This window comes from Streptomyces sp. NPDC038135 (assembly GCF_055601245.1).
On sequence record NZ_JBVJXS010000002.1, the window covers coordinates 92,080 to 116,281 of the forward strand.

The following is a 24,202-nucleotide window of genomic DNA, read 5'->3' on the forward strand; positions in this document are numbered from 1 at the left end:
ACGTGTGCTCGTGGAACGAACGACGGAAAACGCCGCCAAGTCACCGGACAGCGGCAATCGCCGTGTACCGGCGATGCCGTGCGAAAACGGAATATGTCGCCGATGAGGTGGGCGAATGCCTCCTAGCGGACCCCCGCGTCCGGCCCTTGCGAAGATGTGCCAGAGTTGCCACGTCCGCCCTGTGAGCACGTACCGTACGGCCACACAGGTGGGACCAGGTGGGGCAGCGGGAAGGGGCAGCCGGTTTGACCACGCACGCACCGCAGGCGGCGCAGGCCGTCACGCTGCCCACGACACTGGACGAGGCCGTGGCGGCCCTCACCGCCATGCCCGCCGCCGTCCCCGTGGCCGGCGGCACCGACCTCATGGCCGCCGTCAACTCCGGCCAGCTCAGGCCCGCCGCCCTGGTGGGCCTCGGACGGATCAGCGAGATCCGCGGCTGGCAGTACCAGGACGGCCACGCCCTGCTCGGCGCGGGCCTCACGCACGCGCGCATGGGCCGCCCCGACTTCGCGGCCCTGATCCCGGCGCTCGCCGCCGCCGCGCGCGCCGCCGGCCCGCCGCACATCCGCAACGCGGGCACCCTGGGCGGCAACATCGCCTCGGCCGCGCCCACCGGCGACGCGCTGCCGGTGCTGGCCGCCCTCGAGGCGACCCTGATCATCGCCGGCCCGAACGGCGCCCGCCGGGAGATCCCGGTCTCGCACCTGCTGGCCGGCGTGGAGATGCTGCGCGGCGGCGAACTGATCGGCTTCGTGCGCGTGCCGCTGCTGCACGCCCCGCAGGTCTTCCTCAAGGCGACCGGACGGACCGGCCCCGGCCGGGCGCTGGCCTCGGTGGCCGTGGTGCTCGACCCGGCCCGGCGCGGGGTTCGCTGCGCCGTCGGCGCCATAGCGCCGATGCCGCTGCGCCCCCTGGACGCCGAGCAGTGGGTCGCCCAGCTCATCGACTGGGACAACGACCGCGCCCTCGTGCCCGAGGCCCTGCACGCCTTCGGGGAGTACGTCGCCGCGGCCTGCATCCCGGACCCGGTACCCGAACCGGACGGCTCCGTGGTCCCGCTGCCGCCCGCCGTACTGCACCTGCGGCGCACGGTCGCCGCACTGGCCCGACGAGCACTGGGGAGGGCGCTGTCGTGACCGACGACCAGCACGGAGAGGGCGCTCCGCAGAGCGGCGGCCGCTGGGACCCGCTGCCCCAGGGTGACTACGACGACGGCGCCACCGCCTTCGTCAAGCTCCCCGAGGGCGGCATCGACGCCCTGCTGTCCGGCGACAGCCCCCTGGCCGCCCCCGGACACGGCTACGTCCCGCCGCGGATAACGGCGGCGCTCCCCGACGGCCCGGCGGACGCGTGGCCCGCGCCCGACGGCGACGGCCGGTGGCCCGACCCGAACGCCGTGCCCCAGCAGCCGGACACCGGCGACCGGTTCACCTACCAGCCCGCCGCGACCCAGCAGTGGACCTTCGAGGAGCCCCCGGCCCCGCCCGCCCCCGGACACGACGTCACCGGGCAGTGGTCCATCCCGGTCGCCGGCGGCGACCTCCCGGACGAGTCGGGCGAGTTCACCACCTCCTCGCTGGTCGAGCAGTGGGGCGGCACCCCGCCGGCCACCCTCCCCGGCGGCGCGCCCGCGCCCTGGGCGACGGAGACCGCCGGGCAGCCCTGGGGGGAGCCGGAGCAGGACGCCGCGCCCCGCTCCGCCGAGGCGTCCGCGGCGCCCGAGTTCGCGCCCGCGCCGCCCTACGACCCGACTCCGGCCGCACAGGCCCCCGAAGGCCCCGCCGGCGGCCCGGAACGGCACGACGGGCCCGCCGGTCGCCAGGCCGCCCACGAGGGCCTGGAAACGCCGGACACGGCCGCGACGCAGGCCGCCGCGGACCCCGCGGCCCCGGCCGGCGAGCCGGAGGCCCCCGAGGCGCCGGCGGACGAGCCCGGCGCACCCGAGGACACCGCCGCCGAAGCCGCAGCGGACGGGGCGCGGGCGGCCGAGGACGCGGCGGCCGACGAGGACCCGGCGGCCGGGCCGGCGGACCAGGACGACGCGCCCGGCGACGAGCCCGCCGCCCTCCCGCCCCACGACGACCACCCCCTCGCCTCCTACGTCCTGCGGGTCAACGGCGCCGACCGGCCCGTCACCGACGCCTGGATCGGCGAGTCCCTGCTGTACGTCCTGCGCGAGCGGCTCGGCCTCGCCGGGGCCAAGGACGGCTGCTCGCAGGGCGAGTGCGGCGCCTGCAACGTGCAGGTCGACGGCCGCCTGGTGGCCTCCTGCCTGGTTCCGGCCGTCACCGCGGCCGGCAGCGAGGTGCGCACCGTCGAGGGCCTGGCCGAGGACGGACGGCCCTCCGACGTGCAGCGGGCGCTCGCCCGGTGCGGCGCCGTGCAGTGCGGCTTCTGCGTGCCCGGCATGGCGATGACCCTGCACGACCTGCTGGAGGGCAACCCCGCGCCGACCGAGCTGGAGACCCGCCAGGCCCTGTGCGGCAACCTGTGCCGCTGCTCCGGCTACCGGGGCGTCCTGGACGCCGTCAGGGAAGTCGTCGCCGAGCGCGAGGCGCACGGCGGGGCCGACGACGAGGGACCGGACGCCGACGCGGCACGCATCCCGCACCAGGCGGGCCCGGGCGCCGGCGGCGTCAACCCGGCGGCCTTCGAGTCACCGGGCCTCTTCGACAGCCCCGGCACCTTCGGCGCGCCGGGACCGCACGACCAGCAGTACGGCCAGGACGGAGGCCAGGCGTGACCAACGAAGCCGCCACCGCGACCGCCACCGCGGCGGCGGTCGCCGCCGACCCCGAGCCGCTGCCGCACGGCCTCGGCGCCTCGCTGCCGCACGCCGACGCCCGCGCCAAGACCGAGGGCACCTTCCCCTACGCGGCCGACCTGTGGGCCGAGGGGCTGCTGTGGGCCGCCGTGCTGCGCTCCCCGCACGCGCACGCGCGCATCGTCTCCATCGACACCACCCACGCGCGCGAGATGCCCGGCGTGCGCGCCGTCGTCACCCACGAGGACGTCCCCGGCACCCCCCGCCACGGCCGGGGGACGCCGGACCGCCCGGTGTTCGCCTCCGAGGTCGTACGCCACCACGGCGAGCCCATCGCCGCCGTCGCCGCCGACCACCCCGACACCGCGCGGATGGCCGCCGCCGCCGTCATCGTCGAGTACGAGGTGCTCGACCCGGTCACCGACCCCGAGCACGCCTTCGAGGCCGAACCGCTGCACCCCGACGGCAACCTGATCCGGCACATCCCGCTGCACCACGGCGACCCGGAGGCGGCCGGCGAGGTCGTCGTCGAGGGCCAGTACCGCATCGGCCGCGCGGACCCGGCCCCCATCGGGGCCGAGGCCGGCCTCGCCGTGCCCCGCCCCGACGGCGGCGTGGAGCTGTACCTGGCGTCCACCGACCCGCACACCGACCGCAACACGGCCGCGGCCTGCTTCGGCCTGTCCCCGGAGCGGGTGAAGATCGTCGTCACCGGGGTGCCCGGCGCCACCGCCGACCGCGAGGACCAGGGCTTCCAGCTCCCGCTCGGCCTGCTCGCCCTGAAGACCGGCTGCCCGGTGAAGCTCACCGCCACCCGCGAGGAGTCCTTCCTCGGCCACGCCCACCGCCACCCCACCCTGCTGCGCTACCGCCACCACGCGGACGCCGACGGCAGACTGGTGAAGGTCGAGGCGCAGATCCTGCTCGACGCGGGCGCCTACGCGGACACCTCCGCCGAGGCCCTCGCCGCCGCCGTCTCCTTCGCGTGCGGCCCGTACGTCGTCCCGAACGCCTTCATCGAGGGCTGGGCCGTACGCACCAACAACCCGCCCTCCGGCCATGTGCGCGGCGAGGGCGCGATGCAGGTGTGCGCCGCCTACGAGGCGCAGATGGACAAGCTGGCGCGGAAGCTCGGCCTGGACCCCGCCGAAGTGCGCCTGCGCAACGCGCTCGCGACCGGTGACGTCCTGCCCATCGGGCAGACCGTGACCTGCCCGGCCCCGGTGGCCGAACTCCTGCAGGCGGTCCGCGACTTCCCGCTGCCCGAACTGCCCGTGGACACCCCCGAGGAGGAGTGGCTGCTGCCCGGCGGCCCCGAGGGCGCGGGCGAGCCGGGCGCGGTGCGCCGGGGCGTCGGCTACGGCCTGGGCATGGTGCACATGCTCGGCGCCGAGGGCGCCGACGAGGTCTCCACGGCGACGGTGAAGGTGCACGACGGCGTGGCCACCGTGCTCTGCGGGGCCGTGGAGACGGGCCAGGGCTTCACCACCCTCGCCCGCCAGATCGTCCAGGAGACGCTCGGCGTCGACGAGGTGCACGTGGCGCCCGTCGACACCGACCAGCCCCCGGCCGGCCCGGGCTGCCGCGGCCGCCACACCTGGGTGTCGGGCGGCGCGGTGGAGCGGGCGGCCAAGATGGTCCGCACCCAGCTCCTGCAGCCCCTGGCCCACAAGTTCGGCATGTCCACCGAGCTGCTGCAGATCACCGACGGCAAGATCACCTCCTACGACGGCGTGCTGTCGACCACCGTCACCGAGGCGATGGACGGCAAGGAGCTGTGGGCCACCGCCCAGTGCCGTCCGCACCCCACCGAGCCGCTGGACGCCGCCGGCCAGGGCGACGCCTTCGTCGGCCTCGCCTTCTGCGCGATCCGCGCGGTGGTGGACGTCGACATCGAGATCGGCTCGGTCCGGGTGGTGGAGCTGGCGGTCGCCCAGGACGTCGGCCGGATCCTCAACCCCGCCCAGCTCACGGCCCGTATCGAGGCGGGCGTCACGCAGGGCGTGGGCATCGCCCTCACCGAGAACCTGCGCACCCCACGCGGCCTGATCCGCCACCCCGACCTCACCGGGTACGCCCTGCCGACCGCCCTGGACGCGCCGGACATCCGGATCGTGAAGCTGGTCGAGGAACGGGACGTGGTCGCGCCCTTCGGCGCCAAGTCGGTCAGCGCGGTCCCGGTGGTGACGTCCCCGGCGGCGATCGCGTCCGCCGTCCGCGCGGCGACGGGCCGCCCGGTCAACCGCCTCCCGATCCGCCCGCAGGCGGCCGTGGTGACGTCCCAGTGACCTCGTTCCCGCGCACGGCGACGGCCGTGCGCGGGAGACGCGGGCAACGGACCCCGCCCTTCCGGCGTCCTCCCTGCTGCAAGGCCGTTGTCAGTGGTGCGGCGTAGTGTGCTGAGCAGTCGGGGGCGCCTGCCCGGGCACGGCGCACGACTCCGCACGCACACAGGCACGCACGGGGACGATCGCGGGGGAGCGATGAGCACGACCGACGCCGGTATCGCGGCGATCACACTGACCGAGGCGGAACTGGGCCGTCGCATCACCCACGCCCCGACCCGCGGACTGCTCACGGGCGCCGGACTGCCCGCGGACACCGCCCTGTTGACCTTCTCGCCGCTGCGCGCTCACGGCCTGCGCACCGTCGGCGACGCCACCGACGGCCCCTTCCACCTCGCGGAGGAACTGCGCGGCCGCCTGGTGATCGGCGAACTGCTGCACCCGGCCGGCATGGAGCGCGAGTCGATCCTGCTGGACGGCGACACCGGCGAGCTGACGACGGCCCACCTCGTCGGCCGGTCCGATCCGCGCCCGTTCGCGCCCTCGCTGGCCACCCTGCTGCGCTTCGCCGCGGTCACGGAGGAACTGGCGGGCCTGCGCGGCCGGTTCGCGTCCCTGGCGGGCAAGTACGGCCCGAGGACGGTGACCGAGGCGTCGCGCCGCCTGCTCGCTCTCTTCGCGGAGGGCACGGACGGCCGGATCCCGCCCTACTGGAAGGCCGCGGCCCTGATCCGCCCGCTGGCCCTCGTCGCCGGACCGGGCGTCACGTCCGGACTCACCCTGGACGTCCCGGCCCGCCTGCTGGAGCAGGAGTTCGGCCAGGGCCGGGTGGCCCGGTTCGAGGAGGTCGACTTCCCCGCCACGCTCACCCACGAGCCGACCCGCCGCTTCCTGCGCGAGACGGGCCTGCCGGAGGAGGCGGTCGTCTTCCACGCCGACACCGACGTCCCGCTGCCGACGCTCACCGAGTACTTCACGGCGGAGCGCTGCGACGACTACCCCCTGGACGCCCTCCCCGCCCACGCCGGCCACCTGATCCGCCTCGGCCACCTCGTCGAGGACAACAGCCTGGTGGTCGACGGCAGAACGGGCGCGGTGCTCACCTTCAGCGAGCCCGAGGCGACGCTCCACCCCCTGAACACCGACGTGTCCACCCTGGCCTTCACGCTCTGGCTCCTGCACCACGAGCGCACCATCGACGAACACCTGTCGAACGAGCTGAGCACCGAGGCCTACGACCAGCTGGCCGCCACCATGATCCACACCCTCACCGCGGTGGACCCCACGGCCACCCTCCCGGACACCGCCTGGCACTACTGGACCCAGCAGTTCCAGGACGAGACGGGCGGGGTGCTGTAGCTGGAGACCGTGGCGGGAATCGAACCCGCGTAAGTCGCTTTGCAGGCGACTCCCTGAACCACTCGGGCACACGGTCGTGTGTTGCTGAGAAGAACGTAGGGCGGGGCCGGCGGCCCGCTCAAGGGAAACCGCGGCCGTGCAACGGGACTGCCACACGCCGTTCACGAAGCGCGGGACCGGGGTCTACGACCAAGGTCGGAGCGAGGGCGGGACCACCGACAGGGGTCAAACCGGTCTGTGGACCTTACTCTGTCGACCATGAGTGCCCTCGAGTCCCGTGACACCGTTGTGGTGAGTGATGCCGTCGACCAGGACGGCGGTGGTGTGCTGAGCCGGGAACACCGGGCGCTCAGCGTCGGAATCGTCTCCGTCGTGCTGCTGATCGCCTTCGAGGCGACCGCCGTCGGCACCGCGATGCCCGTGGCGGCGCGCGAGCTGGACGGGCTGGCGCTGTACGCGTTCGCGTTCTCCGGGTACTTCACGACCAGCCTGTTCGGGATGGTGTTCGCCGGTCAGTGGTCCGATCGGCGCGGTCCGCTCGGCGCGCTGACCACGGGGATCGCCGCCTTCGCCGCCGGGCTCGTCGTCGCCGGGACCGCCGGGGCCATGTGGGTCTTCATCCTGGGCCGGGCCGTGCAGGGCCTCGGCGGCGGTCTGGTCATCGTGGCGCTGTACGTCGTCGTCGGGCGCGCCTACCCCGAGCGGCTGCGGCCCGCGATCATGGCGGCCTTCGCCGCCGGGTGGGTCGTGCCCTCCATCGTCGGCCCGCTCGCCTCCGGCGCCGTGACCGAGCACCTCGGCTGGCGCTGGGTCTTCCTCGGCATCCCCGTCCTGGTCGTCTTCCCGCTCGCGCTCGCGCTGCCGCAGATACGCCGCCGGGCGGCCGGCCCCGTGGACGACGCCGAAGGCGCCGCCTCCTTCGACCGCCGCCGCATCCGCCTGGCCCTGGCCATCTCCCTCGGCGCTGGCCTCCTGCAGTACGCCGCCCAGGACCTGCGCTGGCTCTCGCTCGTCCCCGGCCTCGCCGGCGCTGCCCTGCTCCTGCCCGCCGTCCTCGGACTGCTGCCGCGCGGCACCTACCGCGCCGCGCGCGGTCTGCCCTCCGTGGTGCTGCTGCGCGGGGTGTCCGCCGGGTCCTTCATCGCCGCCGAGTCCTTCGTCCCGCTGATGCTGGTCACCCAGCGGGGACTGTCACCGACGCTGGCCGGGTTCTCGCTCGCGGCCGGCGGTCTCACCTGGGCGCTGGGCTCGTGGGTGCAGTCACGGCCGCGCATGGAGGCGCACCGGGAGCGGCTGATGACGGCGGGCATGGTGCTGGTCGCCGCCGCGATCGTCGCCGCGCCGAGCGTGCTGCTGCACTCCGTGCCCGTCTGGACCGTCGCCGTCGCCTGGGCCTTCGGCTGCTTCGGCATGGGGCTGGTGGTCTCCTCCACCAGCGTGCTGCTGCTCAAGCTCTCCGCGCCCAGGGAGGCCGGCGCCAACTCCGCCGCGCTCCAGATCTCCGACGCCCTGTCCAACGTCGTCCTCCTCGCGGCGGCCGGCGCGGCCTTCGCGGCCCTGGGCGGCGGCAGCGCGGCGGCCACGTCCGCCACGGCGGCCGGCGGCTCCCACCCCGCCGCCTTCGCCGCCGTCTTCCTGCCGATGGCGGCGGTCGCGCTGGCCGGGGTGTGGGTGACGCGGCGGCTCCACGAGGCGTGAACCCGGGAGTGCCGCCTCGCCGGTACCGTCGCGCCGCATCGCCGGTACCGGCACGACGAAGGGACGGCCGTCCGCGCCGACTGTGACGTGAGTCCCACCCGGGGGCGGCCCGGCCCCGTCGGCGCGTCGGCGCCGCCGGTGCGCCGGTAGGGTGGCCCGGTTGTCATACGTAGCCGAGCCGCCCTACCCCCTGATCCACGGAGACCGTGACTACCGCCCGCCCGTCACCCGCCGCCACCCTCAACGGAGGGCCCTCCGGGCCCGCACCCATGACTGCTTCCTCCGCACCCTCCCACCACCTCTCACCGGCCTTCCCCGGCCGGGCCCCCTGGGGCACCGCCAGCAAGCTGCGTGCCTGGCAGCAGGGGGCGATGGAGAAGTACATCCAGGAGCAGCCGCGTGACTTCCTCGCGGTCGCCACGCCCGGCGCCGGCAAGACGACCTTCGCGCTGACCCTCGCCTCCTGGCTGCTGCACCACCACGTCGTGCAGCAGGTGACCGTGGTCGCGCCGACCGAGCACCTGAAGAAGCAGTGGGCGGAGGCCGCGGCCCGGATCGGGATCAAGCTCGACCCCGAGTACAGCGCGGGCCCGCTCGGCAAGGACTACGACGGCGTCGCCGTCACCTACGCGGGCGTCGGCGTCCGCCCCATGCTGCACCGCAACCGCGTCGAGCAGCGCAAGACCCTGGTGATCCTCGACGAGATCCACCACGCCGGCGACTCCAAGTCCTGGGGTGAGGCGTGCCTGGAGGCCTTCGAGCCCGCGACCCGGCGGCTCGCGCTGACCGGTACGCCGTTCCGCTCGGACACCAACCCGATCCCCTTTGTCGTGTACGAGGAGGGCCAGGACGGGATCCGCCGCTCCGCCGCCGACTACACCTACGGCTACGGCAACGCCCTCGCCGACCACGTCGTCCGGCCCGTCATCTTCCTCTCCTACAGCGGCAACATGCGCTGGCGCACCAAGGCCGGCGACGAGATCGCCGCCCGTCTCGGCGAGCCGATGACCAAGGACGCGGTCAGCCAGGCCTGGCGCACCGCCCTCGATCCGCGCGGCGAGTGGATGCCCAGCGTGCTGCGCGCCGCCGACCAGCGGCTGACCGAGGTCAGGAAGGGCATCCCGGACGCCGGCGCCCTGGTCATCGCCTCCGACCAGGACTCCGCCCGCGCCTACGCCAAGCTCATCCGGGAGATCACCGGCACGAAGGCGACCCTCGTGCTGTCCGACGACGCCGGCGCCTCGAAGCGGATCGACGACTTCAGCGGCAGCGACGACCGCTGGATGGTCGCGGTGCGCATGGTGTCCGAGGGCGTCGACGTGCCCCGGCTCGCAGTCGGGGTCTACGCGACGACCATCTCGACCCCGCTGTTCTTCGCGCAGGCCGTCGGCCGTTTCGTGCGGTCCCGGCGGCGCGGCGAGACCGCGTCCGTGTTCCTGCCGACCGTCCCGGACCTGCTGACCTTCGCCAACGAGATGGAGAAGGAGCGCGACCACGCCCTCGACAAGCCCAAGAAGGAGGGCGAGGAGGACCCGTACGCCGAATCCGAGAAGGAGATGGAGGAGGCGAACAAGGAGCAGGACGAGGACACCGGCGAGCAGGAGCAGTTCTCCTTCGAGGCGCTGGAGTCCGAGGCCGTCTTCGACCGGGTCCTCTACGACGGCGCCGAGTTCGGCATGCAGGCCCACCCGGGCAGCGAGGAGGAGCAGGACTACCTCGGCATTCCGGGCCTCCTCGAACCCGACCAGGTGCAGATGCTGTTGCAGAAGCGGCAGGCCCGGCAGATCGCGCACAGCCGCAAGAAGCCGGACACCGAGGCCGACCTGCTGGAACTGCCCGCCGAGCGCCGGCCGGTGGTCAGCCACAAGGAGATGATGGAGCTGCGCAAGCGGCTCAACACCCTGGTCGGCGCCTACGTCCACCAGAGCGGCAAGCCGCACGGCGTCATCCACACCGAGCTGCGCCGGGTCTGCGGCGGGCCGGCCAGCGCCGAGGCGACGGCGGGGCAGCTGCGCCAGCGGATCGCCAAGGTGCAGGAATGGGCCACGCGCATGCGGTAAAACCTGGGGTACGGGCGTGCCGTAAAAGCCTGGGGCATGGGCGTATGGGGACGAATGCAGGCAGTCCGGATCCGGCCATGACCGGATTCTGGACGGAGGCTTCCGCTCAGCGAACCGGCTTCGCTACTGTCCGGCTACGCACACGCCCCGTGGCAGCGCCGCCGCGGAGCGCAGCCGTGAAGCGACATGGCCCGGAGCCGCCGGGCGCCTTGCCGATCGGCGGCCTCTGAAGCGCGTCGCCGTCGGGACTCGGTGTCGCATCCGTCGCTCCGGGGTCCGCCGACCTCACCGCCGAAGGAGTGGGCGTCGTGACCGCGGAGACCTCCCAGACGCTCGACCGGGGACTGCGTGTCCTCAAGCTGCTGGCCGACACCGACCATGGGCTGACCGTCACCGAGCTTTCCAACAAACTGGGCGTCAACCGGACCGTGGTGTACCGGTTGCTCGCCACGCTGGAGCAGCACGCGCTGGTACGGCGTGATCTGGGCGGCCGCGCCAGGGTCGGGCTCGGGGTGCTGCGGCTCGGCCGGCAGGTGCATCCGCTGGTACGGGAGGCGGCGCTGCCCGCGCTGCGGTCGCTCGCCGAGGACATCGGGGCGACGGCGCATCTGACCCTGGTCGACGGCACCGAGGCGCTCGCCGTCGCGGTGGTCGAGCCGACCTGGACGGACTACCACGTGGCCTACCGGGCCGGTTTCCGTCATCCGCTGGACCGGGGGGCCGCGGGCCGGGCCATCCTCTCCGCCCGGCAGTCGCCGCCGGCCGACCCCGGGTACACCCTGACCCACGGCGAGCTGGAGGCCGGCGCCTGCGGGGCCGCGGCGCCCCTCGTCGGAGTGACGGGGGTCGAGGGCAGTGTGGGCGTGGTCATGCTGGCGGACTCGGTGCCGGAGCGGGTCGGGCCGCGGGTGATGGACGCGGCCCGCGAGGTCGCCGAGGCGCTGCGCTGAGCTGTGGTGGGCCGCCACCGAGGGGTCACGTAGATTGATTGCGTGCTCTCACGTCTCACGCGTACCCAGGCCGTCGCCGTCTGCGCCCTGCCCGTCGTGGCCCTGCTCGCCACGGCGGTGTTCGCGCCGCTGCCGTTCTCGGTGGCGCAGCCCGGGATGACGGCGGACGTGCTCGGCAAGAACCGGAGCACCCAGGTGATCACCGTCTCGGGCGCGCCGGCCCGGGACACCAGCGGCCAGCTGCGGATGACGACCATCGAGGCGACCGGCCCGGACACCCGGGTGTCGCTCGCGGACGTGCTCGGCAACTGGTTCCGCACGGACCGGGCGGTGATGCCCCGGGACGCGGTCTACCCGAGCGGGAACAGCGTCAAGGAGATCGAGAAGTACAACGCCAAGCAGATGCGGCAGTCCCAGGACGCGGCGACCCAGGCGGCGCTGAAGTACCTGGGGCTGAGCCCCGACAAGGTCAAGGTGCGGCTGAAGCTCGCCGACGTGGGCGGGCCCAGCGCGGGGCTGCTGTTCACCCTCGGGATCATCGACACGCTGGACGGCGACGGCCGCGGCGGTGACCTCACGGGCGGACGCACCGTCGCCGGCACCGGCACGATCGACGCGTCCGGCAAGGTCGGCGCGGTGGGCGGGGTGGCCCTGAAGACCCAGGCCGCCCGGCGGGACGGGGCCACCGTCTTCCTGGTGCCGAAGGCGGAGTGCGCCGACGCGAAGTCCGAACTGCCGAAGGGCCTGCGGCTGGTCCCGGTGACCACGCTCCAGGGCGCGGTGGACTCCCTGGTGGCGCTGGAGAAGGGCAAGGGGAAGGTCCCGAGCTGCTAGGCCGTGTCCGGCGGCGGCCGGACCGGGGGAGCGGCTACTTCACGAAGCCCTCCGCCTTCATCCAGTCCAGTGCCACCTGGTGCGGATCCTGCCCGTCGACGTCGACCCGGGCGTTCAGGGTCTGCGCCACCGAGTTGTCCAGCCGGGCGTTGACCGGTTCGATGACCTTCGCGATGGCCGGCCACTCCTTCAGCACCCGGCTGTTGACCACCGGCGTCGCGTTGTAGTTGGGGAAGAACTTCTTGTCGTCCGCCATCACCACCAGGTTCATCGACTTGATGCGCCCGTCGGTGGTGAACACCTCCCCGTAGGTGCAGGCACCCTTCTCCACCTGCGTGTAGATGATCCCGGTGTCCATCTGCGTGACGTTCTTCGCCGGCACGCTCATCCCGTACGCCTTCTCCATGCCGGGCAGCCCGTCCGCCCGGTTGGCGAACTCCGACTCCACGCACAGCGTGACGGCCCCCGGGTCCCGCTCGGACAGCGCGGCCACCTCGGACAGCGTCCGCGTGCCGTACTTCTTGAAATTGGCCTGGTTCATGGCGAGCGCGTAGGTGTTGTCGAGCTTCGACGGCTCCAGCCAGGTCAGCCCGTTCCTCAGGTCCGCGTCCCGCACCGCCTGCCACTGCTTGCGCGGGTCCGGGATGGGCCTGCTGTTGCCCAGGTAGGTGATCCAGCCGGTGCCCGTGTACTCGTACTGCGCGTCCGCGTCCCCGTTCTTGACCGCCTCCCGCGACCCGATGGAGCCCTGGATGCCGGTCCGGTCCAGGACGTCCGCGCCGGCGGCCTGGAAGGCGATCCCCATGATCGCGCCGAGGATGAGCTGCTCGGTGAACTCCTTGCTGGTGACGGTGAGATGGGCGCCCTTCAGCGGCTCGCCGGCCCCGATGGAACCCGGCCGGACGTCGTCGACCATCGGGGAGCCGCTGGTCAGACCGCAGCCCGACGGCACGACGAGCAGCGCGGCCAGCAGCAGCGGCGCCCGGCGCCTCATGTCCCCGCCTCCAGACCGCGCGGCCGGAGCATGACCTCCGCCAGCAGCGCCAGCCAGTCGACCAGCAGCGCGAGGGCGATGGTGAGGAGGGCGCCGAGCACCAGCACCGGCATGCGCTGGGTGGTGATGCCGGTGGTGATCAGCACCCCGAGGCCGCCGCCCCCGCCGAAGGTCGCCAGGGTCGCCGTGCCGACGTTGAGGACCAGCGCCGTGCGGACACCGGCGAGGATCAGCGGGACGGCGAGGGGCAGTTCGACCCGGGTGAGGACGCCGAGCGGCGACATCCCGATGCCGCGGGCGGCCTCCAGCAGGGTCGGATCGTTGGCCTTCAGACCGGCGATGGTGTTGGCCAGCACGGGCAGCACGGCGTAGACGATGATGCCGATCAGAGCCGCCTTCGTGCCCGTCCCCAGCACGATCACCAGCAGCGCGAGCAGGCCGATCGCCGGGGTCGCCTGCCCCATGTTGGCGATCGTCATCGCCAGCGGGGTCGCCTTCCGCATCGCCCCGCGGGTGAGCAGGATGCCCAGCGGAATCGCGATGATCAGGACGAAGAACGTCGAGATCACCGTCAGCTGCACGTGCTGCCACAGCGCCTTGGAGACCTGGCCGCCCGAGAGGGCGTTGCGCGAGATCGTGTCCAGGTCCGCCTGCTGGAACCACAGCCAGGTCGCCAGCAGCAGCAGGACCAGGAACGAGGGCAGGACGGTCAGCCGCTGCCAGGTCAGCCGGCGCGCGGGCGGCCGCCGCCGGGGCGGCGGGGCCTCCTGCTCCGCCACCTCGGGGAAAGGCGGCTCCTCGGCCTCGTGCCCGCCCCCGGGCCGCTGCTCGGTGCTCACGCCTTCGGCTCCCCTCCGTGTCCCTCCTGCTCCAGATGGGTCTGCTGGCTGCGGGCCTCCTCCAGGTCCGCCTGCGCCGCCATGGCCTCAAGCCGGTCGGCCTCCAGCAGTTCGTGCACGGAGTTCATCAGCGTCTCCATGTCCACCACGCCGATGTACGCCCCGCGCCGCCCGGTCACGGCCACCCGTCCGGCGTTGTCCGTGAGCACCGCCTCCAGCGCGTCCCGCAGGGTCGCGTCCCGGGTCACCGTGTCGTGCACCAGCGTGCCCGCGCGGGCCAGCGAGCCGCGGGCCCGCATCAGGTCGCCGCGCCGCAGCCACTTGTAGGGGCGGCGCCGCTTGTCGAGCAGGAGGATCTCGTTGGTGCCGCTGCCGCGCAGCAGCCCGAAGATCTGCTGCAGCGGGGTGTCCACGGTCACCGTCGGGTAGTCCCGCATCTCCACGTCCCGGACCCGGGTCAGGTTGAGCCGCTTCAGGGCCGCGCCCGCGCCGACGAAACCGGAGACGAAGTCGTCGGCCGGGTTGGTCAGGATGGCCTCCGGGGTGTCGAACTGGGCGATGTGCGAGTGCTCGCGCAGGACGGCGATCCGGTCGCCCAGCTTGATCGCCTCGTCGAAGTCGTGGGTGACGAAGACGATCGTCTTGTGCAGCTCGCGCTGGAGCCGGATCAGCTCGTCCTGGAGGTGGTCGCGGGTGATCGGGTCGACCGCGCCGAACGGCTCGTCCATCAGCAGCACCGGGGGATCGGCGGCCAGGGCCCGGGCCACGCCGACGCGCTGCTGCTGGCCGCCGGAGAGCTGGCGCGGATAGCGGTCGCGGAACTCGCCCGGGTCCAGCCCGACGAGGTCCAGCATCTCCTCGACCCGCTCGCGCACGCGCCCCTTCGGCCAGCCGGCCATCTTCGGCACCAGGGCGATGTTCTGCGCGACCGTCATGTGCGGGAACAGGCCCGAGGACTGGATGGCGTAGCCGACCTTGCGGCGCAGCCGCACCGGGTCGATGCGGGTGACGTCCTCGCCGTCGATGCGGATGCGCCCGCCGGTCGGCTCGATCAGCCGGTTGATCATCTTCAGCGTCGTGGACTTGCCGCAGCCCGACGGCCCGACGAAGATCACCGTCTCGCCGGCCCTGATCTCCATGGTGACGTTGTCCACGGCCGGCTGCGGACTGCCCGGATAGAGCTTGGTCAGGTTCTCCAGCTCGATCGTGGCGCCGTGTGTGGAGGCCGTCTCAGCCACGGATCCCCCTGGGGATGGTCAGCCGGCCGAGCAGCACGTACGCGGCGTCGAACAGCAGGGCGAGGATGACGATGCCGATCGTGCCGGCGAGCACCTGGTTCAGGGCGTTCTTGCTGCCCAGCGAGGCCAGCCCGCGGAAGATCTCGTTTCCCAGGCCGGGGCCGGAGGCGTAGGCGGCGATGGCCGCGATGCCCATCAGCATCTGGGTGGCGACCCGGATGCCGGTCAGGATGGGCGGCCAGGCCAGCGGCAGCTCGACGCGCAGCAGGCGCGCCGCCCGCGACATGCCGATCCCGCGGGCCGCGTCGACCAGCGCCGGATCGACCCCGCGCAGGCCCACGATGCAGTTCCGCACGATCGGCAGCAGCCCGTACAGGGTCAGCGCGATCACGGTGGGCGCCACCCCGAGGCCCACGATCGGGATGAGCAGGCCGATCATCGCGAGCGAGGGGATGGTCAGGAAGGTCGCCGTGGTGGTGGTCGCCAGGTTGCCCGCCCACTCGGAGTGGTAGGTGGCGACCCCGATCAGCACGCCCAGGACGGTCGCCACGACCATGCACTGGAAGACCGCGCTGGCGTGCTGGTAGCCGTCCGCGAGCAGTTGCTGGTGCCGGCTGCCCAGGTACTCCCAGAAGCTCACGCGCCTCACCCCGGTTCGTCGGACCCTTCCCGGCCGTCCGAGCCGCGCTCGCCCGCCCCCGGCTCACTCGCCGTCGGCGGCCTGCTCCACCAGCGGGATGATCCGCAGCGGAACGGGGTTCTCCATGACGATCGCCGTGGAGGCCCGGACGATGCCATCAAAACCGACGACCCGGTCGATCACCCGCTGGAGATCGGCGTTGGACCGGGCCACCAGCCGGCACAGCATGTCCCCGCTGCCGGTGGTGGTCAGCAGCTCCAGCACCTCCGGTACGGTCGCCAAGTGCGCCCGGACGTCGGCCCCTTGGCCCTGCCGGATCTGCAGCGTGGCGAACGCGGTGACCGGGTAGCCGAGGGCCGCCGGATCCACCTGGGGCCCGAAGCCGCGGATGACTCCGTTCGACTGAAGACGGTCCAGACGCGCCTGCACCGTCCCCCGGGCGACCCCGAGCCGGCGGGACATCTCCAGCACGCCGATCCGCGGCTCCCGCGCCAGCAGCACGATGATCCGCCCGTCCAGGCGATCGATAGCCACAGCACCTCCCGGGGATGGTCATCCTGTACAGAAAGCCCGCCTGCGCGGCCATTGCGCTGAACACAATGCCCAGTGAATACGCGAACTATTGCGCACCTTGCAGACCCGGTCCACCCTTCCGCTATGACGCAGACCACAGACCTCACTCCCGACACCGCACGGCAGGCCGACCCCTTCCCGGTCAAGGGAATGGACGCGGTCGTCTTCGCCGTGGGCAACGCCAAGCAGGCCGCGCACTACTACTCCAGCGCCTTCGGCATGAAGCTGGTCGCCTACTCCGGACCGGAGAACGGCAGCCGCGAGACCGCGAGCTACGTGCTGGAGAACGGCTCGGCACGGTTCGTCCTCACCTCGGTGATCAAGCCGAGCAGCGACTGGGGCCGCTTCCTCGCCCAGCACGTGGCCGACCACGGCGACGGCGTCGTCGACCTGGCCATCGAGGTCCCGGACGCGCGCGCCGCCCACGCCTACGCCGTCGAGCACGGCGCCCGCTCGGTCACCGAGCCGTACGAGGTGAAGGACGAGCACGGCACCGTCGTCCTCGCCGCCATCGCCACCTACGGCGAGACCCGCCACACGCTGGTCGAGCGCACCGGCTACGACGGCCCGTACCTGCCCGGTTACGTGGCGGCCGAGCCGATCGTCCAGCAGCCCGCCCAGCGCACCTTCCAGGCCGTCGACCACTGCGTCGGCAACGTCGAACTCGGCCGGATGAACGAGTGGGTCGAGTTCTACAACAAGGTCATGGGCTTCACGAACATGAAGGAGTTCGTGGGCGACGACATCGCCACCGAGTACAGCGCGCTGATGTCGAAGGTCGTCGCGGACGGCACCCTCAAGGTGAAGTTCCCGATCAACGAGCCCGCGGTCGCCAAGAAGAAGTCCCAGATCGACGAGTACCTGGAGTTCTACGGCGGCGCCGGTGTCCAGCACATCGCGCTGAACACCAACGACATCGTCCAGACCGTGCGGACCATGCGCGCGGCCGGCGTCCAGTTCCTCGACACCCCGGACTCCTACTACGACACGCTCGGCGAGTGGGTCGGCGACACCCGCGTGCCCGTGGACACCCTGCGCGAGCTGAAGATCCTCGCCGACCGCGACGAGGACGGCTACCTGCTGCAGATCTTCACCAAGCCGGTCCAGGACAAGCCGACCGTGTTCTTCGAGCTGATCGAGCGGCACGGCTCGATGGGCTTCGGCAAGGGCAACTTCAAGGCCCTGTTCGAGGCCATCGAGCGCGAGCAGGAGAAGCGGGGCAACCTGTAGCGGCGCCGCTCAGGACATGTCGTCCGGCGGGGGCTCGTCGGGAACCTCCCCGAGCCCCCGCAGGGCATCCCGCGCCGCCGCGGCCCCGAGCGGCGAGAAGTACGGGTTGATCCGCAGCGCCTCCTCCAGGTGCCGCCGGGCCGGCCCGTCGAGCTGCAGCTCGCGCTCGATCACGCCCCGGTGGTACGCGTACGGGGCACTGATCACCCCGCCGCCCTTCGCCTTGTCCGTCGCGACCGTGGCGTAGGTCAGCGCCTCGGTGTCCTCACCCGCCCGGTGCAGCGCCCAGCCGAGGGCGTCGGCCACCTCGATCCCGGGCTGGCGCCGCCACTCCTCCCGTAGCCGCTCCACCGCGTCCTCGGCGTCGCCGTGGTCCGCCTCGAACCGCCCGATCAGCAGCTCCTCGTCGACCCCGCCCGCCACCGACCGCTCGACCCGCCGGCGCAGCAGGGCGTAACTCCCCTCGGCGTCCTCGTACCGGCCCAGCGACTCGTACAGCTCGCCCAGTTCCAGCGCGTCCGCCGCGTCCGGCTGCCGGTCCAGGGCCGCCCGGTAGGCGGCCACCGCCTCGTCGGTCCGGCCCAGCGCGGCCAGCGCCCGGCCCTTCCCGGCCAGCGCCGCCCGCCGGCCGGGGTCCAGCCGTACGGCCGCCTCGAAATGCCGCAGCGCGTCCTCCCGGTCGCCCCGCTCCCAGGCGAGCTGCCCCACCCCGGTCAGATACGCGGCCTGCTCCGCGGGGGTGCGGGCGGCCGCCGCCGCGTCGGTGAGCTGGGCCACGGAGTCCTCGCGCCAGCCCCGGTCCCGGTACACGGCCGAGGCCCGCGCCATCACCGCCGGCCGGTCGGACGCCCCGGTGCGCAGCCCCAGCAGCTTGTCCAGCGCACCCCGGGCCGCCTTGTAGTCGCCGAGCCCGGTGTAGGCGTCGATCAGCGGCGGATACGCCGACCAGCGCTTCGGGGTCAGCTTCAGCGCCTGCTCGCCGTACCGCTTCGCCGCCGGGAAGTCCCGTCGCGCGTTCGCCAGCGCGGCCAGGCCGCCCAGCGCCTCCGCCCGCCGGGCCGGGCCAGTGCCGGCCAGCTCCAGCGAGGTCCGCAGCGCCCGCTCGGCCTTCGGGAAGTCCGCCGCGTCGGCCGCGCTCCGCCCCCGCTGCACATACGCGGCCCCCAGCACCGCCCAGGCCCGCGCGTCCTGGGGCCGGGCCCGCACCGCGCCCTCCTGCACCCCGATGAGGGCCGACAGGTCCGGCAGCGCGGCCGGGACCCCGGAGGTGACCGCGGCGGCCGTCAGCGCCGGCGACTGGGCCCGCGGGCCCGGGGCGGGCGCTGCCGCCCGGTGCCGGGCCGGCTCCGGCGGCAGCAGCATCAGCGCCGCGCCCGCGGCGGCCGAGCCCGCCAGCACGGTGACCAACAGGCGCCGCAGCAGACGCCGGGTGCGGCGCGGCGGGGGCGGCTCGGCCACCAGGGACGTTCCGGGGGCGGAGCTGCCGTACGGTCGGATCTCCATACCGCTCACTGTGCGGCAGCGCACCGGGCACATCCGGGTGGCCCAAGGACGGCACGGACGGGGTTCACACCGATGGCCCCCGAGTGTCACGCTGTGATCGTGAGCCGTATCGAAGCGCCCCGCGACGAAGTGACGAGCAACCTCACCGACCGGCTGCTGGCCGGCCTGCCGCCCGAGGCCGTGCTGACCGATCCCGACGTCACGGTCTCCTACGCCAACGACATGGCGAGCTTCTGCCCCTCCGGCGCCCCGGCCGCGGTCGTGCTGCCGCGCACCGTCGAAGAGGTGCAGCACGTCATGCGCACCGCGACCGAACTGCGCGTCCCCGTGGTCCCGCAGGGCGCCCGCACGGGCCTGTCCGGCGGGGCCAACGCCGTCGACGGCTCCATCGTGCTGTCGCTGACCCGGATGGACCGCATCCTGGAGGTCAGCCCGGTCGACCGGATCGCCGTCGTCGAACCGGGCGTCGTCAACGCGGCGCTCTCCCGCGAGGTGGAGAAGCACGGCCTGTACTACCCGCCCGATCCCTCGAGCTGGGAGACGTGCACCATCGGGGGCAACATCGGCACGGCGTCCGGCGGCCTGTGCTGCGTGAAGTACGGGGTGACGGCCGAGTACGTGCTCGGCCTGGACGTCGTCCTCGCCGACGGCCGGCTGATGTCCACCGGCCGGCGCACCGCCAAGGGCGTGGCGGGCTACGACCTGACCCGCCTCTTCGTCGGCTCCGAGGGGTCCCTCGGCATCGTCGTACGGGCCGTGCTGGCACTGAAGCCGAAGCCGCCCCAGCAGCTCGTGCTGGCCGCCGAGTTCGCCTCGTCGGCCGCCGCCTGCGACGCCGTCTGCCGGATCATGGAGGGCGGCCACGTGCCGTCCCTCCTCGAACTGATGGACCGTACGACCGTCAAGGCGGTCAACGACCTCGCCCACATGGGTCTGCCGGAGACCACCGAGGCGCTGCTGCTGGCCGCCTTCGACACCCCGGACCCCGCCGCCGACCTCGCCGCCCTCGGCGCGCTGTGCGAGGCGGCCGGCGCCACCCAGGTGGTCCCCGCCGGCGACGCCGCCGAGTCCGAACTCCTGCTCCAGGCCCGGCGGCTCTCGCTGACCGCGCTGGAGGCGGTCAAGGGCACGACGATGATCGACGACGTGTGCGTGCCCCGCTCGCAGCTGGGCGCGATGCTGGAGGGCGTCGAGCGGATCGCCGCGAAGTACGACCTCACCATCGGCGTCTGCGCGCACGCCGGCGACGGCAACACCCACCCCACCGTCTGCTTCGACGCGCAGGACGTCGACGAGTCCCGGCGGGCCCGCGAGTCCTTCGACGAGATCATGGCGCTCGGCCTGGAACTCGGCGGCACCATCACCGGCGAGCACGGCGTGGGCGTGCTCAAGAAGGAGTGGCTGGCGCGGGAGATCGGGCCGGTCGGCGTGGAGATGCAGCGCGCGGTGAAGGGCGTCTTCGACCCGCTCGGCATCCTCAACCCGGGCAAGCTCTTCTGAGCCGCCGCCGGGCCTCACCGGGCGAGCAGCTCGTCGAGCGCGTCGTCGATGCCGAGTCGCCCGTCCTCGGTTCCCGGCGGCACCGCCCGCAGCGTCCGCTCCAGCCAGGCGGACACCGGCGTGGCCGGCAGCTCCAGCAGGGCGTCGCCGTCCGGTGAGCTCAGCGCGATCAGGACGACGCCGCGGCCCTCGGCCTTCGTCGGCCACACCCGGACGTCCCCGTGTCCGCACGGCCGGAACACCCCGTCCACCAGAAGCTCCCGGGCGAACGTCCACTCGACGGGTTGCTCGGAAGTGGTGTGGAAGGTGAGGTGCACGGCGTAGGGGTCGTCGGACCGGTAGCCCAGCCGGGCCGGCACCGGGACGCTCCGCTCGGGCGACAGGACGAGCTGGATCTCCAGCTCCCGTTCCACCACGGTCTGCTGCATGACCTGTGTTTCCTCTCTTCCGGGGCCACTCGGCACGGGCCCGCACCGGGGGAGAGGGGGCAGGGGCACGATCATTACGCGGGTCCGGGGAAGTTTCTCCGGCCGGGTGCGGGATCCGTGGACGGCGTAGCCCGGAAAGGGGTGGGTACGGCGGGACTGGCGGTACGGCATGCCCCGGTCTGATAGATGTGGAGCCCCTTACCACCCCCGAGCAGATACGGGACGACGGACATGAGCGCCCCAACCCCGGCCCCCGGTGACGACAGGCCCCGCGAGGGCTACTACCCGGACCCGTCCATCCCCGGCTACGTCCGGTACTGGAACGGCGCCTCCTGGGTGCCGGGCACCAGCCGGCCGGCGCCGCGGGACGGCGAACCGCTCAACCCGCCGCCCGGGTTCCAGGCGGCGGTCCCGGCCGTGGAGGAGACGGGCCCGCACTTCTTCGACGAGGACCCGCTGCCGGGGCCCACCGCCGACGAGCCGGGCCGGCGGCAGGCGTCCGCCTGGGGAGCCGATCCGAGGGTCCCCGCGGACCGGCCGTCCCAGCCGGCCGGGCACGCCGCCCGGACCGACGGCACGGCGTCGATCCCGCCGGCCGAGGACGAGCCCGACCCGAGCGGCACCTTCCTCTTCCGCCGTCCGGTCCCGGGTCCCGCCGCCGTCCAGGACTCCGGCACCATGACGTTCCGCCCGGTCCGGGACCAGGGGGGACAGGGGCAGGACCCGGCCCTGGGCCGGCCGTCCGGCGCGCCCGCGGCCTCCGGCCCCGAAGCGGGCGGCACGCCGGGCGCCTCCGGCACCCCTGGGTTCGGCCCGGCCGCCACGGCGTCCGGCGGCCGGGCTTCCGGGGGCTTCGCCGCCCAGGGCCCGGCCGAGGGCCCCGGCTTCGGCGCCGGGAAGGCCGCCGCAGCGCGCGCGGCGGGCGCCCAGACCCCGCAGGCGCCGCAGGCTCCGGCGGCCTCCGCCGTACCCCCGCAGGCCGGCCCCCAACAGGCCGCGCCCCAGCAGTCCGTGCCCCCGCAGGCCGCTCCCCGGCCGGCCGCGCCCCAGGCGGCCGCGTCCGCGCAGGCCGTGCCCCAGCAGTCGGCGCCCCGGCAGACCGGTGGTCCCGGCACCCCGCTGACCGCCGGGCCGGGCGGCGGCCAGGCGTCCTGGGCGCAGCAGGTGCACCGGCTGGCCGGGGGAGCGGACGAGCAGCCGGTCACACCGTGGAAGCCGCCGGTCGAGGACCCGTTCCAGGCGGTGGCCCGCCGGCAGGCCGCGGCCCGCCCGGCCGGCCTCGGCAAGCGGTTCGCCGCCCGCCTGATCGACAACCTGGTCATCGGCGCCGTCACCGCGGCCGCCGCCGTCCCGCTCGGCACCCAGGCGGTCGGCCACATCCAGGACAAGATCGACGAGGCGCGGCTGTCCGGCCGCACCGTCACCGTCTGGCTGATCGACGGGACGACCGGCACCGCGCTCGGCATCGTCCTCGGCGTCCTGCTGCTCTTCGGCGTGCTGTACGAGGTGCTGCCCACCGCCAAGTGGGGCCGCACGCTGGGCAAGAAGCTGTGCGGGATCGAGGTCCGCGACATCGAGGGGCACGAACCGCCGGGGTTCGGCGCGGCCCTGCGCCGCTGGCTGGTCTACAGCGTTGCGGGCCTGCTCGGCATCGGCCTGCTCGGGGTGCTGTGGTGCCTGTTCGACCGGCCCTGGCGCCAGTGCTGGCACGACAAGGCGGCCCACACCTTCGTCGCGGCCTGACGCGCACTCACGCGCACCAACACGGTCCGACGGGGACGAGCCGGCCGGCCGTGCCGCCGGGGCCCCGTGACCCGTACGGCCGCCCGCCGGATGCGGAGCCGGCGCGTTCGCGGTCCACTCGGGCACATGAGCAGTGAACCGCCCCCCGGCTCCGGAGCGGAGCCCCCCGAGGACGACCCGTTCAGGAAGCGGCCCCCGTCGGAACCGGGGGCGGGCTCGCCGTACGACAGCCCGTACGCCGACCGGCAGCCGCCGCCCGGCGAGGGCGGGCAGCCCCCGCCGCCCCCAGGAGGCCAGCAGCCGCCTCCCCACGGCGGTGGTGAACCCCCCGGTGCCGGCGGCCCGTACGGGGGCGGCCCCTACGGCGGCGGGCCCCAGGGCGGCGGTCCCTACGGTGCCGGCGGCCCCTACGGCGGCGGTCCGTACGGCGGCCCCGCCGACCCGCTGGCCGGCATGCCTCCGCTCGCGGAGAACGGCAGGCGCACCATCGCCCGCATCATCGACATGATCCTCGTGGGCATCGTCGTCTGGCTGGTGACCTGGCCCCTCGGGGTGCAGCAGTACGACGTGAACGGCAACCGGATGGAGGTCGGCCGGTCCCTCTGGCAGTCCCTCGTGGCCGCCGTCCTCTACGTCGCGTACGACACGATCATGATCGCCAGGTCGGGGCAGACCCTCGGCAAGAAGTGGCTCAAGATGCGGGTGGCCAACCTCAACGACGGCGCGACGCCCTCCACGCAGACCTCGCTGATCCGCGCCCTGGTGCTGTGGCTGCCGTTCGCCTTCTGCTGCGCCTGCTTCTGGACGGTGATCTGCGGCGGCTGGAGCTACTTCGACAAGCCGTACAAACAGGGCCTGCACGACAAGGCCGCCAAGACGGTGGAGGTCGACACCCGCTGAGGCGCGCGGGTTCCCCCTACGGGAGCGGCGGGTCCGTGGTCGCCACGGACCCGCCGCTTTCGTGTGCGCCGTTCAGAGCCTGGTCGGGACCCGCTCGGCCTCCCGCGCGGGCTCGGCGGACGTGGCGACGGTGCGCGTCCCGGGCAGCGGCACCGTCATCGCGACGAGCAGCCCGAGGGCGAGCGCTGCCAGGGCGATGACGGCGATCGCGAGGCCCGAACTCGCCTGCGACAGCAGCAGCATGGCGAGTGTCGACAGGATCACGGTGCACGAACCGTAGGCGAGCTGTGCGGCGGTCGGACGAGGCATGGCAATCGTGTCCTCGGAGCATCTCGGGGGATTCGGGGTGCCGTTCGACTCTCTTCGCGGTGCATGCCCGAGCGACGCGCCCGGTAAGCATGACCTAACCCACGGTACCGGTGCACAGGGGGCGCACGGAGTCATGGGGTCCGGGAAGTGGACGGTCCGCGCGCCCGCCGGACCGCACCGTGCGGCGTTCGTAAAGCGAACCTCGTCTCCGCATAGTGCACTTGTCCTGCTCAAGTCAAGGTCTGTTTTTTCTTCTAAACCTCTAGTCAAATGACGTCACTTGATACACGCGTTGAACGTGCGCGCACGGAACTCTCCATCAACCGGGAACCCCCTGTCCGTGTGCGCGGCG

20 protein-coding genes and 1 tRNA gene are annotated in these 24,202 nt (G+C 73.6%); 12 read left to right on the forward strand and 9 right to left on the reverse strand.

From position 1 onward, the window contains the following. Positions 1-245 precede the first annotated feature (245 nt). From ACZ7JA_RS04735 to ACZ7JA_RS04750, 4 genes are all read left to right on the forward strand, one after another. Complete coding sequence (locus tag ACZ7JA_RS04735) at positions 246-1,139, forward strand: FAD binding domain-containing protein (RefSeq protein ID WP_351665297.1); 894 nt, start codon at positions 246-248, stop codon at positions 1,137-1,139. Then, positions 1,136-2,746, forward strand: coding sequence for a (2Fe-2S)-binding protein (locus ACZ7JA_RS04740; protein WP_470807204.1), 1,611 nt, complete (start codon positions 1,136-1,138; stop codon positions 2,744-2,746). The genes ACZ7JA_RS04735 and ACZ7JA_RS04740 overlap by 4 nt, the downstream gene beginning before the upstream one ends. Then, positions 2,743-5,055 (forward strand): xanthine dehydrogenase family protein molybdopterin-binding subunit, encoded by a 2,313-nt coding sequence (locus ACZ7JA_RS04745; protein ID WP_351665295.1) that lies wholly within the window; start codon positions 2,743-2,745, stop codon positions 5,053-5,055. Before ACZ7JA_RS04740 ends, ACZ7JA_RS04745 begins: the two co-directional genes overlap by 4 nt. Positions 5,056-5,250: 195 nt before the next feature. Further along, the gene (locus tag ACZ7JA_RS04750) at positions 5,251-6,411 is read left to right on the forward strand and encodes an SUKH-4 family immunity protein (protein WP_450743789.1); all 1,161 of its coding nucleotides are present in this window, start codon (positions 5,251-5,253) and stop codon (positions 6,409-6,411) included. Position 6,412: 1 nt separating this feature from the next. On the opposite strand, the gene ACZ7JA_RS04755 is transcribed toward ACZ7JA_RS04750, so the two are convergent. After that, positions 6,413-6,487, reverse strand: a tRNA-Cys gene (locus tag ACZ7JA_RS04755). Positions 6,488-6,669: 182 nt separating this feature from the next. Between ACZ7JA_RS04755 and ACZ7JA_RS04760 the strand changes: the two genes are divergently transcribed. From ACZ7JA_RS04760 to ACZ7JA_RS04775, 4 genes are all read left to right on the forward strand, one after another. Then, positions 6,670-8,109, forward strand: a complete 1,440-nt coding sequence (locus tag ACZ7JA_RS04760) for an MFS transporter (protein WP_351665293.1) — start codon at positions 6,670-6,672, stop codon at positions 8,107-8,109. Between the two features lie 269 nt (positions 8,110-8,378). After that, entirely contained in the window at positions 8,379-10,169 is a 1,791-nt protein-coding gene (locus tag ACZ7JA_RS04765) for a DEAD/DEAH box helicase (RefSeq protein WP_351665292.1), read from the forward strand. 308 nt (positions 10,170-10,477) lie between these two features. Next, the gene (locus ACZ7JA_RS04770; protein ID WP_351665291.1) at positions 10,478-11,119 is read left to right on the forward strand and encodes an IclR family transcriptional regulator; all 642 of its coding nucleotides are present in this window, start codon (positions 10,478-10,480) and stop codon (positions 11,117-11,119) included. Between the two features lie 42 nt (positions 11,120-11,161). Next, on the forward strand, positions 11,162-11,953 hold the full coding sequence (locus ACZ7JA_RS04775) for a S16 family serine protease (RefSeq protein WP_389453614.1): 792 nt from the start codon (positions 11,162-11,164) through the stop codon (positions 11,951-11,953). Positions 11,954-11,987: 34 nt separating this feature from the next. Here the strand turns inward: ACZ7JA_RS04775 and ACZ7JA_RS04780 are convergent, their stop codons facing one another. From ACZ7JA_RS04780 to ACZ7JA_RS04800, 5 genes are all read right to left on the reverse strand, one after another. Then, positions 11,988-12,947, reverse strand: a complete 960-nt coding sequence (locus tag ACZ7JA_RS04780; protein WP_389306292.1) for a glycine betaine ABC transporter substrate-binding protein — start codon at positions 12,945-12,947, stop codon at positions 11,988-11,990. Next, the gene (locus tag ACZ7JA_RS04785) at positions 12,944-13,786 is read right to left on the reverse strand and encodes an ABC transporter permease (protein WP_389453611.1); all 843 of its coding nucleotides are present in this window, start codon (positions 13,784-13,786) and stop codon (positions 12,944-12,946) included. Before ACZ7JA_RS04785 ends, ACZ7JA_RS04780 begins: the two co-directional genes overlap by 4 nt. Then, positions 13,783-15,024 (reverse strand): betaine/proline/choline family ABC transporter ATP-binding protein, encoded by a 1,242-nt coding sequence (locus tag ACZ7JA_RS04790; protein ID WP_351665286.1) that lies wholly within the window; start codon positions 15,022-15,024, stop codon positions 13,783-13,785. Before ACZ7JA_RS04790 ends, ACZ7JA_RS04785 begins: the two co-directional genes overlap by 4 nt. Continuing rightward, positions 15,017-15,664: an ABC transporter permease gene (locus ACZ7JA_RS04795; protein ID WP_351665284.1), complete on the reverse strand. Its 648-nt coding sequence runs from the start codon at positions 15,662-15,664 to the stop codon at positions 15,017-15,019. Before ACZ7JA_RS04795 ends, ACZ7JA_RS04790 begins: the two co-directional genes overlap by 8 nt. A 63-nt stretch (positions 15,665-15,727) precedes the next feature. Next, the gene (locus ACZ7JA_RS04800) at positions 15,728-16,198 is read right to left on the reverse strand and encodes an Lrp/AsnC family transcriptional regulator (RefSeq protein ID WP_199210734.1); all 471 of its coding nucleotides are present in this window, start codon (positions 16,196-16,198) and stop codon (positions 15,728-15,730) included. 123 nt (positions 16,199-16,321) lie between these two features. Between ACZ7JA_RS04800 and hppD the strand changes: the two genes are divergently transcribed. Next, positions 16,322-17,467, forward strand: coding sequence for a 4-hydroxyphenylpyruvate dioxygenase (hppD, locus tag ACZ7JA_RS04805; RefSeq protein ID WP_351665281.1), 1,146 nt, complete (start codon positions 16,322-16,324; stop codon positions 17,465-17,467). A 9-nt stretch (positions 17,468-17,476) separates the two neighbouring features. On the opposite strand, the gene ACZ7JA_RS04810 is transcribed toward hppD, so the two are convergent. Next, the gene (locus tag ACZ7JA_RS04810) at positions 17,477-18,970 is read right to left on the reverse strand and encodes a tetratricopeptide repeat protein (protein WP_470807209.1); all 1,494 of its coding nucleotides are present in this window, start codon (positions 18,968-18,970) and stop codon (positions 17,477-17,479) included. A gap of 93 nt (positions 18,971-19,063) precedes the next feature. On the opposite strand from ACZ7JA_RS04810, the gene ACZ7JA_RS04815 reads away from it, so the two are divergent. Beyond that, positions 19,064-20,470, forward strand: coding sequence for an FAD-binding oxidoreductase (locus tag ACZ7JA_RS04815; protein ID WP_470807212.1), 1,407 nt, complete (start codon positions 19,064-19,066; stop codon positions 20,468-20,470). A gap of 14 nt (positions 20,471-20,484) precedes the next feature. Here the strand turns inward: ACZ7JA_RS04815 and ACZ7JA_RS04820 are convergent, their stop codons facing one another. Then, positions 20,485-20,898 carry an SsgA family sporulation/cell division regulator gene (locus ACZ7JA_RS04820; protein ID WP_351665278.1) on the reverse strand — a complete coding sequence of 138 codons (414 nt, stop codon included), beginning with the start codon at positions 20,896-20,898 and terminating at the stop codon, positions 20,485-20,487. A gap of 231 nt (positions 20,899-21,129) precedes the next feature. On the opposite strand from ACZ7JA_RS04820, the gene ACZ7JA_RS04825 reads away from it, so the two are divergent. Continuing rightward, on the forward strand, positions 21,130-22,641 hold the full coding sequence (locus tag ACZ7JA_RS04825; RefSeq protein WP_470807214.1) for an RDD family protein: 1,512 nt from the start codon (positions 21,130-21,132) through the stop codon (positions 22,639-22,641). 126 nt (positions 22,642-22,767) lie between these two features. Further along, the gene (locus ACZ7JA_RS04830; RefSeq protein WP_351665276.1) at positions 22,768-23,541 is read left to right on the forward strand and encodes an RDD family protein; all 774 of its coding nucleotides are present in this window, start codon (positions 22,768-22,770) and stop codon (positions 23,539-23,541) included. A 72-nt stretch (positions 23,542-23,613) separates the two neighbouring features. Here ACZ7JA_RS04830 and ACZ7JA_RS04835 read toward each other — a convergent pair whose 3' ends face one another. Continuing rightward, positions 23,614-23,850, reverse strand: a complete 237-nt coding sequence (locus ACZ7JA_RS04835; protein ID WP_351665275.1) for a hypothetical protein — start codon at positions 23,848-23,850, stop codon at positions 23,614-23,616. Positions 23,851-24,202 lie beyond the last annotated feature (352 nt).

Coding starts and splice junctions, on each gene's coding strand:
- ACZ7JA_RS04750 (WP_450743789.1), top strand. CDS start 5,251: ATGAGCACGACCGACGCCGGTATCGCGGCGATCACACTGACCGAGGCG.
- ACZ7JA_RS04760 (WP_351665293.1), top strand. CDS start 6,670: ATGAGTGCCCTCGAGTCCCGTGACACCGTTGTGGTGAGTGATGCCGTC.
- ACZ7JA_RS04765 (WP_351665292.1), top strand. CDS start 8,379: ATGACTGCTTCCTCCGCACCCTCCCACCACCTCTCACCGGCCTTCCCC.
- ACZ7JA_RS04780 (WP_389306292.1), bottom strand. CDS start 12,947: ATGAGGCGCCGGGCGCCGCTGCTGCTGGCCGCGCTGCTCGTCGTGCCG.
- hppD (WP_351665281.1), top strand. CDS start 16,322: ATGACGCAGACCACAGACCTCACTCCCGACACCGCACGGCAGGCCGAC.
- ACZ7JA_RS04810 (WP_470807209.1), bottom strand. CDS start 18,970: ATGGAGATCCGACCGTACGGCAGCTCCGCCCCCGGAACGTCCCTGGTG.
- ACZ7JA_RS04820 (WP_351665278.1), bottom strand. CDS start 20,898: ATGCAGCAGACCGTGGTGGAACGGGAGCTGGAGATCCAGCTCGTCCTG.
- ACZ7JA_RS04825 (WP_470807214.1), top strand. CDS start 21,130: ATGAGCGCCCCAACCCCGGCCCCCGGTGACGACAGGCCCCGCGAGGGC.
- ACZ7JA_RS04830 (WP_351665276.1), top strand. CDS start 22,768: ATGAGCAGTGAACCGCCCCCCGGCTCCGGAGCGGAGCCCCCCGAGGAC.
- ACZ7JA_RS04835 (WP_351665275.1), bottom strand. CDS start 23,850: ATGCCTCGTCCGACCGCCGCACAGCTCGCCTACGGTTCGTGCACCGTG.